A 13,666-nucleotide genomic window follows, 5' to 3' on the forward strand; every position below is an offset into this window, starting at 1 on the left:
CGCAGAAGCACGGGCAAGGTGGCGCGGGCGAAAACCGGGTTTGGTGTCCCGGCTCCGCTCCGCACCCGGCTCAGTACAGCCCGCCCGAACTCACCGTTCCGAAATCCGCCTTGGGGCCGACCACCGCCTTGCCCCCGGTCGAGGTGGTCACCTCGCGCCCGCCACCGGTCACCTCTTCGAACAGCGGCAGGTTCGAGCCCATCGCAAAGCCACCGTCATAGGTCAGGCCAAAGATCGGCTCTTCGCCATCGCGGAAATACTCCGCCACCACGTATTGCCCGCTGGCGTCATCGGGCAACCGCGCGCCGGTATAGCGGTCGATCTTGATGAAATGCCCACCCGGCGGCACCTCGAACGGACCACCGCCGAATTTCTTGACCGCCTTCTCCATGAACGACTGGAACACCGGGCCGCACATCGACGACCCATAGGCCCCCCGCCCCAGCGGACGCGGCCGGTCATAACCGATGTAACATCCGGCGACGATGTTGCTGGTAAAGCCGATGAACCAGACGTCGCGCGCCTCGTTCGTGGTCCCGGTCTTGCCGGCGGTCGGCACCGGCAGGTTGACCGCGCCGCTGGCGGTGCCGCGCTCGACCACGCCGCGCATCATCGAGGTCAGCTGATAGGCCGTGATCGCGTTCATCACCCGGCGCCGGTTCGACACGATGCGCGGCGGCTGCCCCGGCGGCAGATCGGCGACATCGCAATCGGCGCAGGCGCGCTTGTCATGGCGATAGATGGTCTTGCCGAACCGGTCCTGAATCCGGTCGACCAGCGTCGGTTCGACCCGCTCGCCGCCATTGGCGAACATCGCATAGGCCGCCACCATCCGGTACAGCGTGGTCTCTTCCGAGCCCAGCGAGTTGGCCAGGTACGGCCCCATCTCGTCATAGACACCAAAGCGTTCGGCATAGCTGGCCACCACCGGCATGCCGACTTCCTGCGCCAGGCGGATGGTCATCAGGTTCCGGCTCATCTCGATCCCGGTCCGCAGCGGCGTCGGCCCGTAGAACTTGTTCGACGAATTGCGCGGCCGCCACAGCCCTTGCGGCGTGTCGATCTCAATCGGCGCGTCGACCACGATGGTGGCGGGCGAATAGCCACTGTCGAGCGCGGCGGCATAGACGAAGGGCTTGAACGACGACCCCGGCTGGCGCATCGCCTGGGTGGCACGGTTGAACACCGAATCCTGGTAGGAGAATCCGCCCTGCATGGCGATCACCCGACCGGTGTTGACGTCCATCGCCATGAAACCGCCCTGCACCTCTGGCACCTGCCGCAGGGTCCAGCGGATGAACGATCCGTCCTTGTCGGCGGTCATCCGGCGCACCAGAACCACGTCACCGACCGACAGCAGGTCACCGGCCACGCGGGCCTTCTTGGCCAGCTTGCCGTTCTCCAGCCGCTTGCGGGCCCATTGCACGTCCTTGGCGGGAATCCAGTGGCCGTCCGCGTCCTCCTCGACCCCCTCGATGCCGATGCGGGCGTCGTTCTTGCCGACCTCCAGCACCACCGCCGGATACCACGGGTTCTCCAGAACCACGTCACGCGGGGCCTCGACATCGGACAGCGCCGCGCGCCAACTCTCTTCCGAGGTCAGCTTCTCGGCGGGAATCGTGGCGATCAGCCCGTGCCAGACGCCGCGGTTGCGGTCATACTTCTCCAACTGCGCGCGCAGGGCGTGGGCGGCCTCCAGCTGCATCTGCTGATCGACGGTGGCGCGCACGGTGAACCCCCCGGTAAAGAACTCGCCCTCGCCGAAATCCTCGGTCAGCTGACGGCGGATCTCGTCGGTGAAATAGTCACGCGGCGGCAGCGCGGTGCGGAAGCTCTCGAAATCGCCGTTCTGGACCGAGCGCAGCGGCTGCGCCACCTCCTGCTCGTACACCGCCTGGGTGATATAGCCGTTCTGGTGCATCTCGCGCAGCACGTAGTCCCGGCGCTGGCGCAACCGCTCCTTGTTGCGCACCGGGTGGAAATCAGACGGCGCCTTGGGCATCGAGGCCAGAAAGGCCGCCTCGTGCGGGGCCAGTTCCGACAGCGTCTTGTTGAAATAGGTCTGCGCCGCCGCCGTCACGCCATAGGAGTTCTGGCCGAGGAAGATCTCGTTCAGGTAAAGTTCGAGAATATGTTCCTTGTCCAGCGACTGTTCCAGCCGCGCGGCCAGGACGATTTCCTTGATCTTGCGCGCGACCTTGCGGTCGCCGGACAGCAGAAAGTTCTTCATAACCTGCTGGGTGATGGTCGAGGCCCCCCGCACGGTCTTGCCGCGGGTGCGCACCGCCTCGATCACCGCCGCCGCGATGCCGCGCGGGTCATAGCCCTTGTGCTGGTAGAAATTCTTGTCCTCGGCCGAGATGAAGGCCTGCTTGACCAGGTCGGGAATCTCCTCGGCCGGGGTGAACAGCCGGCGTTCCTGGGCGAATTCGTCGATCAGCTCGCCCTCGCCGGAATAGATGCGGCTGATGGTGGGCGGACGATACTGGGCCAGCGCCTCGTGGCTGGGCAGATCGCGCGCATACATCCAGAACACGCCGCCGATGCCGAGCGCCACCAGAAAGATGCTCAGCGTGAGCGCGCTGAAGATCGCCCCGAAGAAAGAGAGAATGAACCGAAGCACTGCAAAACCTTTTTTTGCGCGATCCCCCAATATAGGCAATCGACGCGCAGGGGTCAAAACGACGACCGGCAGGTTGATGCCGGTCAGCCGCGAATAAGCTCGATATCGGGCATCGCGGCGATACGGTCAAGATCGGCGGCATGGCGCGCCTGCCATCGGCGGTGTTCGGCCTCGGGGAAACGGGCGAATCCCAGGTCCTCCCGGTCGTCGGCATGGGCCGCGATCAGCGCGTCGATCTCGGCCTGCGCCGGCCTGCCCCCTTCGGCGAACCGCGCCTGTACCGCCTCCAACGCCCGGTCGGTGGCGCTGAGGTTCAGGATCTTCTCCGGCTCGCGTAGGTCCGCGGCGGTGACATCCGGCAACAGCCTGTCCAGCACCGCCCGGCTCTGGCCCCGGCTGGCATAATCGACCACGGTGAACCGCTGCGGGCGCAGCTGCTCTTGCAGCAGGGCGATCAATTCGGGCCAGCCCCGGTCAAGCCCGTCCAGCGCGGCGCGGAACGCGTCGAACCCGGGCACCTGGCGTTGCACCGCCCGCTTGCGATGGCAGGAAACAAAGAACCCCGGGTAATCGCGCACCACGTAGACCAGATGCGCCACCGGTCCGCCCAGGGCCTGCGCCAGCACCTGCGCGCGGGTCTCGGCGGCGGGAAAGAACCGCCCGGTGTAGAGGTGCATCATCCGCCCCGGCACGTTCTCTTCCGACAACAGCAACCGGTCGCGCCCCTCGGTCACGCGGTCAACCTCCCGCGCCACCCGTTCGGTCAGCCGCGCGACCTCTTCGCCACCATGGCGCGGTTCCGGCAGCTTGAGCTTCAGCGTTCCGCCCGGCGCCCCGTCGCGCGCCGAATAGCCCAGGGCATAGCCGCGCCCCTCCAGAACCGCACGATTCTCGGCCAGGCACAGTTGCACGCTGGAACTGCCGGTGCGATGCCCGCCCGCATGCAGATAGACCGCGCGCCCTGGCGCCGTCCCACGCGCCAGCGCCGGGGCGACAACCGCATCGCGATCGGCCTCGGCCTCCTCCGCGTCGCGGTCCTTGACGTTGGCCTTGCCCCACCACGGCAGGTCAATCCCGAGAAAGCCGCCGATCTTCTCCGCAGCCTGCGGGTCGGTCAGGTCGTACTCCAGGAAACCCGGATCGCCCGCGAACACCCGCCGGCAAAAGGCGTAATGCCCCTCGATCCAGCGCGTCAGCTCCTCCGGCGTTCCGCCATAGCCCGTCGGCAGCCCCGGCACGTTCTGCTGCGGCAGCCGCGATTTACCCAGGTTGGACCAGCCCAGCATGGATTTCACCAGCGCCGCCGGATCCCGATGGCTGAGCAGGAATTTCACCCCCGGATGGTGCCGCCGGATCGCGTCGAGCAGCCCCCAGTCCATCTGCGGCCAGAGCGACATCCCGTGCGAGGCGACGCTCATCTCGGTCACCGCGTCGAACTCACCCAGCAGTGCCAGCGGATCGCCGGTCTCGAAATAACCGCGGTACAGGTGGTCACCGACAAAGCCGGACAGGATGCGCCTGTCCTCGGTCTGGCCTTTGCGAATGCGCCAGTCGGCGACCTTCAGCCCCGCCTTGCCCAGGGCCACGCCCAGCGTCGTGGTGCCGGATTTCGGCAGGCCCAGGTTGATGATCCGCAAACGTTCCATGCGCCCTCCTATTGCCGCACCAGCGGGCGGCGGGCCAGGTCGGACTTGCGCCAATTCTGCAACCCGTTGCGAATGCCCTTGACGATCCGCGCCCGCCACGCGGGATCCTCGAGGTTCTTCAGGTCGCGCGGGCTGGACAGGAACCCGACCTCGATCAGCACCGAGGGCGTGTCGGCGGCCTTGAGCACCGAGAACGCTGCCGACCGGTTCGGCCGTCGGTTCATCGGCCCGCCCACGTTGGTCATCCCCGAGATCAGCGCCTTGGCCAGCGCCTCGCTGCGCGGATGGGTCTCCTGTCGCGCGAGGTCGAGCATGATGTCGGTCACCCGGTCGTCGGCCGTGGTCAGGTCCGCGCCCGCCAGAAGGTTGGCCCGGTCATGCCGCTCGGCCAGAAGCGCGCTGGCGGTGTCCGACGCGTCCTTTGCCAGCACATAGACGGTGGCCCCATGCGCCAAGCCCTCCGACAGGGCATCCGCGTGCAACGACACGAAGACATCGGCCCCGGCCTGATGCGCCAGCGAGACGCGTCGCTCCAGCGACACGAAGCGGTCGTCGTCGCGCGTCATCGCCACCTCGAACCCGCCCGAGCGCAGCAACACCTCGCGCAGCTCGCGCGCCAGGGTCAGCATCAGGTCCTTTTCGCGCAGGTTGCCCTCCTCGGCGCCCGGGTCGATGCCGCCGTGACCGGGATCCAGCATCACCAACAGGGGGCCGTCCGGATCATCGCGCAGGCCCGGTCCCACCTCGGCCGGTTCCGGAAGATCCCAGCGCGGGTCATAGGGCGGGCCGGCCGCCGCCGTGAACTCGGCCTGCGGCACCGGCGCCAGCCGCAACGCCAGATGCGCCGCCGCCGTCACCTCGTCGACGCCCAGCTCGGCCTCTTTCACCGCCATCGGCCCGGCCAATTCGACCACCATGCGCGACCAGCCCGGCACATAGGCCCCGAACTGCGCCCGCAGCACCCGATCGGTCTGCACCAGCCTGTCGGCGTCCAGCCCGCTCCAGTCGACCTCCTGGAAATCCAGCACCAAGCGCGGCGGCCCGTCCAGCGTGAACAGCCGGTACGGCACCCCCTGGCTGAACTGCAGGTCGATGAACACCCCGCGCCGTCCCGCATCGGTGATCCGGCTGGCCTCCGGGTCGATCCGCGCCAACCCGGAAAACTCCTGCGCCGGGGTGGCCGTCGCCAAGGCCAGAAGCGCCGCCAAAATCGTCAGAACCCTGTGAAACACCCGCACCGCCCGCTTTTCCATCACCTGTGCGGCCACGTGTCGGACCGCTTGCGCGCAGGATAGACCAGCGCGCCGGTGTTGGGAACGCCGGATTTCATCGGCACCGCCGCCTTGGGAATGGTCCGGGGACGATCAGCCGCGCGCCTGCATGAACCGGGCCAGCCGCGCCAGCCCCTCCTCGATATCGGCGGTGGCGCGCGCGTAGGAGAACCGCAGCGTGGTCGCGCCGCGCACCGGATCGAAATCCAGCCCCGGCGTCACCGCCACCCCGGCCTTGTCGAGGATCTCGGCGGCAAAGGCGCGGCTGTCCTGCGTCACCTCCGACACGTCGGCATAGACATAGAACGCCCCGTCCGGCGGCGCGATGCGGTCAAAGCCCGCCTTCGGCAGCCCTTCGAGCATCAGCGCCCGGTTCTTGCGGTAGACCTCGAGGTTGCCCTGCAGTTCTGCATCGCAATCCATCGCCGCCAGCGCCGCGACCTGGCTGGCGTGGGGGGCGCAGATGAACATGTTCTGCGCGATCCGCTCCAGCACCCGCACGTGATCCTCGGGCACCACCATCCAGCCGACGCGCCAGCCGGTCATCGAGAAATACTTGGAGAAGGAGTTGATCACGTAGACATCGTCGCTGACCTCAAGCGCGGTCACCGCCTTTTTCTCGTATTCCAGCCCGTGGTAGATCTCGTCGCTGATGAACGAGGCGCCCTGCCCCTGCGCCGCGCCGATCAGCGCCGCCATCGCATCGCGGTCCAGCATGGTGCCGGTCGGATTGGCCGGCGAGGCCACCATCAGCCCGGCCAGGTCCAGACCGGCGAAATCCTCCGCCACCGGCTGATAGCGGTTCGCGGGCGCGGCGGGCAGATCGACCGGCACCATGCCAAGGGCCGACAGGATCTGCCGGTACGAGGGGTAACCCGGCGCGCCGATCCCCACCCTGTCGCCGGTGTCGAACAGCGCGGTAAAGGCCAGGATGAAACCGCCGGAGGAGCCAGGTGTGATCACCACCCGCTCGGGGTTCAGGTCGACATCGTACCATTCGCCGTACATCCGCGCGATGCGCTGGCGCAGCGCCGGCAGACCCAGCGCCACGGTATAACCCAGTGCGTCCTGGTCCAGCGCGGTCTTCACCGCCGCAAGCGCCCCCTTGGGCGCGCCGGTGCTGGGCTGGCCCACCTCCATGTGGATGATATGACGCCCGGCATCCTCGGCCTTGCGGGCGGCCTCCATCACGTCCATCACAATGAAGGGATCGACCCGGGATCGGCTTGAGTTTCGCATGTTCTGCTCCCATGGTTGCGCGATGGGTAAAGACCGCTTCTATCGGCCGGCGTCAATCCCGGCGCCACAGCTTTGCGCGCGACCGGTCGGCCGGAGGGGGCCGGCATCCGCGCCCGGCGCACCGTTATTCAGCGCCCGCGCGGTTCGCCACCTTGGCAACGCGCCCGGGATGTGTTGAGTGCTTTAGAAAGATACCGGAAAAGGAACTGATGATGATCCGATTTGCCGCCCCGGCCCTGACTGCGCTGGCCCTCCTGGCCGGACCGGCCCAGGCCACCGACCTGTCGCAACTGACCGATGGCGAACGCGCCGCCTTCCGGGCCGAGGTCCGCTCCTACCTGATGGAGAACCCCGAGGTGATCCTCGAGGCCGTGCAACTGCTCGAACAGCGCCAGGCCGACGCCGAGGCCAAGGCCGACCTCGACATGGTCCAGGCCAATGCCAAGGCGATCTTCGACGACGGCTATTCCTGGGTCGGCGGCAACCCCGAGGGCGACATCACCCTGGTCGAGTTCATGGATTACCGCTGCGGCTATTGCCGCAAGGCAGTGCCGGAGATCGAAACCCTGCTCGAGCGCGACGGCAACATCCGTTTCATCGTCAAGGAATTCCCGATCCTGGGCGAGGCATCGCTGATCTCGTCGCGCTTTGCCGTGGCAACCAAGCAGGTGGCCGGCGACGAGGCCTATGGTCAGGTTCATGACGCTCTGCTGGAGGTCCAGGGCGATGTCTCGGACGTGGTCCTGCGCCGTCTGGCCGAGGGGCTCGGCCTCGACGCCGAGGCGATCCTTGCCCACATGGACAGCGACGAGGTGACCGAGGTGCTGGCCAAGACCCACGACCTCGCGCAGACCCTGCGCATCACCGGCACCCCCACCTTCGTGCTCCAGGACGAGATGCTGCGCGGCTACCTGCCCGCCGACCAACTGGAAATGATCGTGGCCGAGAAACGCGCCGCCGACTGAGGCCCGCGTTTCCCGACGGGAACGAGACAGGCGCGTCGCCCCGGCGGCGCGCCTTTTTTCAATCTGTACGAAACGCCACCCGTTTTCCCCAATTCGCGAGCCCCTGTGCGCTTCGCGCGTCCCTGTCACCCCCGCGAAGGCGGGGATCTGTTCCCGCGCACCGGGATGCGGGAGATCCCCGCTTGTGCGGCGATGACAGTTCAGGACAGTTGACGAGGGGAACAGCGCCCCGCAAAACGCGAACGCCCGCCCCGGTTTCCCGGGACGGGCGCCAAGGGGGCGGGCCGTTGAGCGGCCCGCGACACTCCCCCAAAGGTCTTAGTTCAGTGCCTTGTCGGTGATGGCCAGCGTATAGGCCCCTTCCGGCGCCTTGGTGATCACCGGGTCGGACCCGCCCGAGAGCAGCGACTGCACGGTGCGCTCGTAGTCGGCGACGTCAAGCGCGCCGTTGGAACCGGCGGTGAGCTTGGCGATCTCGCGCATCATCCGGGTCTGGTGCTTTTCGGTCTGGGCGCCGGTGGCGTCGTTGTCGAGCACGATCATCGCCGCGTCGTCAGGGTTCTCCTCGGCCCATTTCCAGCCCTTCATCGAAGCCCGCACGAAACGCTCCATCTTGTCGACGAAGGCCGGATCCTCGAGGTTGGAGCCGATCACGTAGATGCCGTCTTCCAACGTGGCGACGCCCTGGTCCTCGTACTTGAAGACCACCAGTTCTTCCGGCGTCAGGCCGGCGTCGATGATCTGCCAGTACTCGTTATAGGTCATGGTCGAAACGCAATCGGCCTGGCCGTTGAGGATCGGGTCGACGTTGAAGCCCTGCTTGAGTACGGTCACGCCATCCTCGCCGCCATCGGTGGAATAGCCCAGCTTGTTCATCCAGCTCAGGAACGGATACTCGTTGCCGCCGAACCAGACGCCCAGCGTCTTGCCCTTGAAGTCGGCCGGGGTGGCGATGCCGCTGTCCTTGCGGCAGGTCAGCATCATGCCCGAGCTCTTGAACGGCTGGGCGATGTTCACCAGGTCGAGGCCCTTTTCGCGGCTGGCCAGCGCCGAGGGCATCCAGTCGAGCACCACGTCGGCACCGCCGCCGGCGATCACCTGTGCGGGCGCCACGTCGGGGCCGCCGGGCTTGATGGTGACGTTCAGGCCTTCTTCCTCGTAAAAGCCCTTGTCGAGCGCCACGTAATAGCCGCCGAACTGGGCCTGGGTGACCCATTTGAGCTGCAGCGTCACATCATCGGCCGCCTGCGCAACCGAGGCCCCCATGGCCATCGCACCGGCGAGAACTGCGCCATAGATCGTTTTCATTGATAGTACTCCTTGTTGGTCTTTCTTGGATTTTCTTGAGTGGTTCTTGTTGTTTTTGCTCTCAGCCTCGTTGTGAGGGATGCCAGAAGGTGACGACGCGTTCGGCCAGCGCCACCGCGCCATAAAAGGCCGACCCGACGATCGCTGCAACGACAATCTCGGCCCAGACCATGTCGAGCGCAAGCCGCCCGACCTCTGTCGAGATGCGAAAGCCCATGCCCTTGATCGGAGAGCCGAAAAACTCGGCCACGATGGCGCCGATGAGGGCAAGCGTCGTGCAGATCTTGAGCCCGTTGAAGATGAAGGGCATCGCGGCGGGCAGCCGCAGCTTGCGCAGCCCCTGCCCCGGCGTCGCGGCATAGGTGCGCATCAGGTCGCGCTGCATCGACTCCGAAGCCTGCAGCCCCTCGACCGCGTTCACCAGCATCGGGAAGAACACCATCACCACCACGACCGCCGCCTTGGATTGCCAGCCGAAACCGAACCACATCACCAGGATCGGCGCCATGCCGACGATCGGCAGGGCCGCGACGAAGTTGCCCACCGGCAACAACCCGCGTTGCAGAAAGGGCGAGCGATCCACCGCGATGGCGGTGAGCACCCCGGCGGTGCAGCCGATCACATAGCCCGACAGCGCCCCCTTGAAGAAGGTCTGCACAAGGTCGCCCCACAGCGTCGGGATTTCGCCCACGAAGGTGGCGGCGATGGCCGAGGGCGCGGGCAAGAGCACCGGGTTGACCCCGAAGCCACGCACCATTCCCTCCCAGACGACGATCACGGTCACGCCGAACAGCGTCGGCACGAAGAACCGCACCCAAGTGGCCGACAGCCGCGACAGCCGCGCGTTGAGCGCCCAGGCCGCGAGCCAGAACACCAGCGATCCGAATACCCAGGCCATCATTGCGCGAACCCCATCCGTTTGAGCGTGATCTTCTGCGCCACGCCGATTGCCCAGACCAGCACGGCCGCGAGGGCCGCAGCGGCGAACAGCGCGCTCCAGATCTGCACGGTCTGCCCGTAGTAGCTGCCCGCGAGCAAACGCGCGCCAAGCCCGCCGTTGCTCGACAGCGACAACTCGGCCACGACCGCGCCGATCAGCGAGGCCGCGACGCCCACCTTGAGCGAGGCAAAGAGATAGGGTGCGCTGGAGGGCAGCCGCAGCTTCCACAGGGTTTCGGTCCGGGTGGCATTCCAGGTCTTCATCTGGTCCATCTGCATCGCGTCCGGGCTGCGCAGTCCCTTGACCATGCCCACCACCACGGGAAAGAAGCTGAGGTACATCGAGATCACGCCCTTGGCGACGATGTCATCCACGCTCAGCGCCGCCAGCACCACCACGATCATCGGCGCGATGGCCAGGATCGGCACGGTCTGCGAGGCGATGATCCAGGGCATCACGCTCATGTCCATCGCACGCGAATGCACGATGGACACCGCCAACACGATGCCAAGCGCGGTGCCAAAGGCAAATCCCAGCAGCGTCGCCGACAGGGTGATCCACCCGTGCAGGATCAGGCTGCGCTTGGAAAAGGCGCGGCCCCGTTCGATCATGCCCCAGGTGGTCTTCCAGAACTCCTGCGCCACCTGGTGTGGCGCGGGAAGCTGCGGTCGCTCCTGCGTGAACACCGTCGACCACAGGCCCGTGTTCTGCAGCGCGAGCGAGATCCGCCCGGTTTTCCGGCGTTCGGGTGCCTCGGCCGGGGTCACGTCCACCCCCGCCCGCTGCGCCTGGATCGCGGCCTCGTGGATGTTCATCGGCACGCAGGCCGCGTACCAGAAGGCGATCAGCGCGGCGACGACGGTGAGGATCGAGAGGAATGATTTCATGACCACGCCCCCCGGATCGTGGCGGGATGTCTGGGATCAATCGTCATAGGCGTGCCCCGCCCTGAGTCCTTCACGCACCCGGTGCGCCACCTCGAGGAACTCCGGCGTATCGCGGATATCCAAGGGGCGTTCCTTTGGCAGCGGGCTTTCGATCACGTCGGTGATCCGCCCCGGACGCGGGCTCATCACCACGATCTTGGTCGAGAGATAGACCGCCTCGGGGATCGAGTGGGTGACGAAGGCGATGGTCTTGTCGGTGCGCGCCCAAAGCTTGAGCAACTGCTCGTTCAGATGGTCGCGCACGATCTCGTCCAGCGCGCCGAAGGGTTCGTCCATCAGCAGGATGTCGGCGTCGAAGGCCAGCGCGCGGGCGATGCTCGCCCGTTGTTGCATCCCGCCCGACAACTGCCAGGGGAACTTGCCACCAAACCCTTCCAGGTCAACCAGTTGCAGGACTTTCTTCACCCGTTCGTCCTGGTCGGTACGGCTGTAGCCCATGATCTCGAGCGGCAGCTTGATGTTCTTGGCGATGGTGCGCCACGGGTACAGCCCGGCGGCCTGGAACACGTAGCCATAGGCGCGGTTGCGGCGGGCCTCGTCCGGGGTCATCCCGTTCACCGTCAGGCTGCCGCCAGTGGGCTGCTCCAGCGCCGCGATGCAGCGCAGGAAGGTCGTCTTGCCACAGCCCGACGGGCCGATGAAGCTGACGAAATCGCCCTGGTCGATGGTCAGGTTGACGTCCTTGAGCGCCTGGACCGGGCTGTCCTTGGTCTGGAACGTCAGGTCCAGCCCTTTTGCTTCGACGACGGCCTTGGGGGGAGCAGCCTGGGTAGTCGTTTCGTTGTTCATTATATCGCCTTGATCAGACAGGGTTTTCGGACCGCCATACAGGCGGCCCGACCCCGATTACACACCAGTCGCCGGAATGCCGCTGCGCTCCACCGGACGCGGCGCGGTCAGGTCTTTCCACTTGGACAGGGCGGTGTTGACGGTGGCGTTCGGATCGCGCGCGACGAACTCGCCGTGGCCCTCCTTGGCCACCAGCTCGCCCTTGTCGACCGCAACGAAGCCCCGGCTCAGGACGTAGCGCGGCAGGGCGGTGACCTCGATCCCTTCAAAGACGTTGTAATCAATCGACGAGGCCTGGGCGTCGGCCGTGATGGTCTTGCCCATGCTCGGGTCCATCACCACGATGTCGGCATCCGCCCCGACCAGGATCGCCCCCTTCTGCGGGTAGCAGTTGAGGATTTTCGCGATATTGGTAGAGGTTACGGCGACAAATTCATTCATCGTGATGCGCCCGGTCTCGACCCCTTGGGTCCACAGCACAGGCAGCCGGTCTTCCAGCCCGCCGGTGCCGTTCGGGATCTTGGAGAAGTCGCCGACACCGTAGCGTTTCTGCTCGGTGGTAAAGGCGCAGTGATCGGTTGCCACGCAAGACAAAGTGCCCGACGCCAGACCGGCCCAGAGGCTGTCCTGATGTTTCTTGTTGCGGAACGGCGGGCTCATCACGCGGCGGGCGGCGTGATCCCAATCCTCGTTGAAATACTCGCTCTCATCCAGCACCAGGTGCTGGATCAGCGGCTCGCCCCAGACCCGCTTGCCGGCCAGTTTCGCGCGCCGGATCGCCTCGTGGCTCTCCTCGCAGGAGGTATGCACCACATACAGCGGCGCGCCGGCCATGTCGGCGATCATGATGGCCCGGTTTGTGGCCTCGCCCTCGACCTGCGGCGGGCGGGAATAGGCGTGCCCCTCGGGGCCGGTGTTTCCCTCGGCCAGCAGCTTGGCGGTCATCTCGGCGACGAGATCGCCGTTTTCCGCATGCACCAGCGGCGTTGCCCCCAGCTCGGCACAGCGCTTGAAGCTGGCGAACATCTCGTCGTCGTTCACCATCAGGCTGCCCTTGTAGGCCATGAAATGCTTGAAGGTATTGATGCCCCGTTCCTCGGTCACCACCTTCATCTCGTCAAAGACCTGCTCGCTCCACCAGGTCACCGCCATGTGGAAGGAATAGTCGCAGCAGGCGCGGGCTGATTTGTTGTCCCAGGTCTTCAGCGCATCCAGCAGGCTCTCGCCCGGGCTGGGCAGCGCGAAATCGACCACCATGGTGGTCCCGCCTGCCAGTGCCGCGCGGGTTCCGGCATAGAAATCATCGCTGGAATGGGTGCCCATGAAGGGCATCTCAAGGTGCGTGTGCGGGTCGATCCCGCCGGGCATCACAAAGCAGCCGGCGGCATCGAGGATCTCGTCCCCGGTCAGGTCGGGGCCGATCTCGACGATCTTGCCGTCCTCGATCTTCACATCCGCCTTGTAGGTCAGATCGGCGGTCACGACGGTGCCGCCCTTGATCACTTTGCTCATCTTTCAGTACTCCCACGTTGTTCTTGTCAGACCGAAGCGTAACACCCGATCGCATCCCCGTGCACGCCGATGTCCAGCGGTCCGAAATCGCTTTCGACACAGAGCGAGAAATATCCCGCCGTCGGCAGGTAGATCACCCGATAGCAGCCATCGCCGCGCGTCACTGACCAGCATTTCTGGGTGATCCCGCCGGAGAAGTTCACCGTCACCGGGCGCGGCTCACGCAGGGCGGCGCGGAACGCCGCGACCGTCATCCGCCCGCAACGGTCGCCCGCCGGATAGGCGGCGATTTCGCCCGCGATCAGCGTCTTGATCTGTTCCGGTACGGAATGCTCCGCCTTGTCCATCGCCGCTTTCCGGGTCCACACCCTTTTTCTGGCCTCAGATTTTCCGAGACGACGGGGGCAGATTCCCTGCCCCCGTCGT

At 66.2% G+C, this 13,666-nt stretch carries 11 protein-coding genes; 1 reads left to right on the forward strand and 10 read right to left on the reverse strand.

Features of this window, described 5'->3' with window-relative positions:
• Nucleotides 1-70: 70 nt before the first annotated feature.
• The 4 genes from ABWV23_RS01585 to ABWV23_RS01600 form a co-directional block, all read right to left on the reverse strand.
• Nucleotides 71-2,623 (reverse strand): penicillin-binding protein 1A, encoded by a 2,553-nt coding sequence (locus ABWV23_RS01585; protein ID WP_353344232.1) that lies wholly within the window; start codon nt 2,621-2,623, stop codon nt 71-73.
• Nucleotides 2,624-2,706: 83 nt separating this feature from the next.
• Entirely contained in the window at nt 2,707-4,269 is a 1,563-nt protein-coding gene (locus ABWV23_RS01590) for a sulfotransferase (RefSeq protein ID WP_353344234.1), read from the reverse strand.
• 8 nt (nt 4,270-4,277) lie between these two features.
• Nucleotides 4,278-5,522, reverse strand: coding sequence for an N-acetylmuramoyl-L-alanine amidase (locus tag ABWV23_RS01595; RefSeq protein WP_502901582.1), 1,245 nt, complete (start codon nt 5,520-5,522; stop codon nt 4,278-4,280).
• Nucleotides 5,523-5,633: 111 nt separating this feature from the next.
• The gene (locus ABWV23_RS01600; RefSeq protein ID WP_353344238.1) at nt 5,634-6,779 is read right to left on the reverse strand and encodes a pyridoxal phosphate-dependent aminotransferase; all 1,146 of its coding nucleotides are present in this window, start codon (nt 6,777-6,779) and stop codon (nt 5,634-5,636) included.
• 209 nt (nt 6,780-6,988) lie between these two features.
• On the opposite strand from ABWV23_RS01600, the gene ABWV23_RS01605 reads away from it, so the two are divergent.
• Nucleotides 6,989-7,744 (forward strand): DsbA family protein, encoded by a 756-nt coding sequence (locus tag ABWV23_RS01605; protein ID WP_353344240.1) that lies wholly within the window; start codon nt 6,989-6,991, stop codon nt 7,742-7,744.
• A gap of 318 nt (nt 7,745-8,062) precedes the next feature.
• On the opposite strand, the gene ABWV23_RS01610 is transcribed toward ABWV23_RS01605, so the two are convergent.
• The 6 genes from ABWV23_RS01610 to ABWV23_RS01635 all read right to left on the reverse strand — a co-directional run bounded on the left by ABWV23_RS01610 (nt 8,063) and on the right by ABWV23_RS01635 (nt 13,587).
• The gene (locus tag ABWV23_RS01610; RefSeq protein ID WP_353344242.1) at nt 8,063-9,052 is read right to left on the reverse strand and encodes an ABC transporter substrate-binding protein; all 990 of its coding nucleotides are present in this window, start codon (nt 9,050-9,052) and stop codon (nt 8,063-8,065) included.
• 61 nt (nt 9,053-9,113) lie between these two features.
• Entirely contained in the window at nt 9,114-9,950 is an 837-nt protein-coding gene (locus ABWV23_RS01615) for an ABC transporter permease (protein WP_353344652.1), read from the reverse strand.
• Nucleotides 9,950-10,879, reverse strand: coding sequence for an ABC transporter permease (locus tag ABWV23_RS01620; protein WP_353344244.1), 930 nt, complete (start codon nt 10,877-10,879; stop codon nt 9,950-9,952). Before ABWV23_RS01620 ends, ABWV23_RS01615 begins: the two co-directional genes overlap by 1 nt.
• A gap of 36 nt (nt 10,880-10,915) precedes the next feature.
• Entirely contained in the window at nt 10,916-11,728 is an 813-nt protein-coding gene (locus tag ABWV23_RS01625) for an ABC transporter ATP-binding protein (protein WP_353344246.1), read from the reverse strand.
• A 57-nt stretch (nt 11,729-11,785) separates the two neighbouring features.
• Nucleotides 11,786-13,240 carry a dihydropyrimidinase gene (hydA, locus tag ABWV23_RS01630; RefSeq protein ID WP_353344248.1) on the reverse strand — a complete coding sequence of 485 codons (1,455 nt, stop codon included), beginning with the start codon at nt 13,238-13,240 and terminating at the stop codon, nt 11,786-11,788.
• A 26-nt stretch (nt 13,241-13,266) separates the two neighbouring features.
• Nucleotides 13,267-13,587 (reverse strand): hypothetical protein, encoded by a 321-nt coding sequence (locus ABWV23_RS01635; RefSeq protein ID WP_353344250.1) that lies wholly within the window; start codon nt 13,585-13,587, stop codon nt 13,267-13,269.
• Nucleotides 13,588-13,666 lie beyond the last annotated feature (79 nt).

The sequence above is a fragment of the Aquicoccus sp. SU-CL01552 genome, from assembly GCF_040365005.1.
Classification (GTDB): Bacteria; Pseudomonadota; Alphaproteobacteria; order Rhodobacterales; family Rhodobacteraceae; genus Antarcticimicrobium.

Bases quoted from the DNA above. Each gene is read 5' to 3' on its own strand.
- ABWV23_RS01590 (WP_353344234.1), bottom strand. From the start codon at position 4,269: ATGGAACGTTTGCGGATCATCAACCTGGGCCTGCCGAAATCCGGCACC.
- ABWV23_RS01595 (WP_502901582.1), bottom strand. From the start codon at position 5,522: ATGGAAAAGCGGGCGGTGCGGGTGTTTCACAGGGTTCTGACGATTTTG.
- ABWV23_RS01600 (WP_353344238.1), bottom strand. From the start codon at position 6,779: ATGCGAAACTCAAGCCGATCCCGGGTCGATCCCTTCATTGTGATGGAC.
- ABWV23_RS01605 (WP_353344240.1), top strand. From the start codon at position 6,989: ATGATGATCCGATTTGCCGCCCCGGCCCTGACTGCGCTGGCCCTCCTG.
- ABWV23_RS01610 (WP_353344242.1), bottom strand. From the start codon at position 9,052: ATGAAAACGATCTATGGCGCAGTTCTCGCCGGTGCGATGGCCATGGGG.
- ABWV23_RS01615 (WP_353344652.1), bottom strand. From the start codon at position 9,950: ATGGCCTGGGTATTCGGATCGCTGGTGTTCTGGCTCGCGGCCTGGGCG.
- ABWV23_RS01620 (WP_353344244.1), bottom strand. From the start codon at position 10,879: ATGAAATCATTCCTCTCGATCCTCACCGTCGTCGCCGCGCTGATCGCC.
- ABWV23_RS01625 (WP_353344246.1), bottom strand. From the start codon at position 11,728: ATGAACAACGAAACGACTACCCAGGCTGCTCCCCCCAAGGCCGTCGTC.
- hydA (WP_353344248.1), bottom strand. From the start codon at position 13,240: ATGAGCAAAGTGATCAAGGGCGGCACCGTCGTGACCGCCGATCTGACC.
- ABWV23_RS01635 (WP_353344250.1), bottom strand. From the start codon at position 13,587: ATGGACAAGGCGGAGCATTCCGTACCGGAACAGATCAAGACGCTGATC.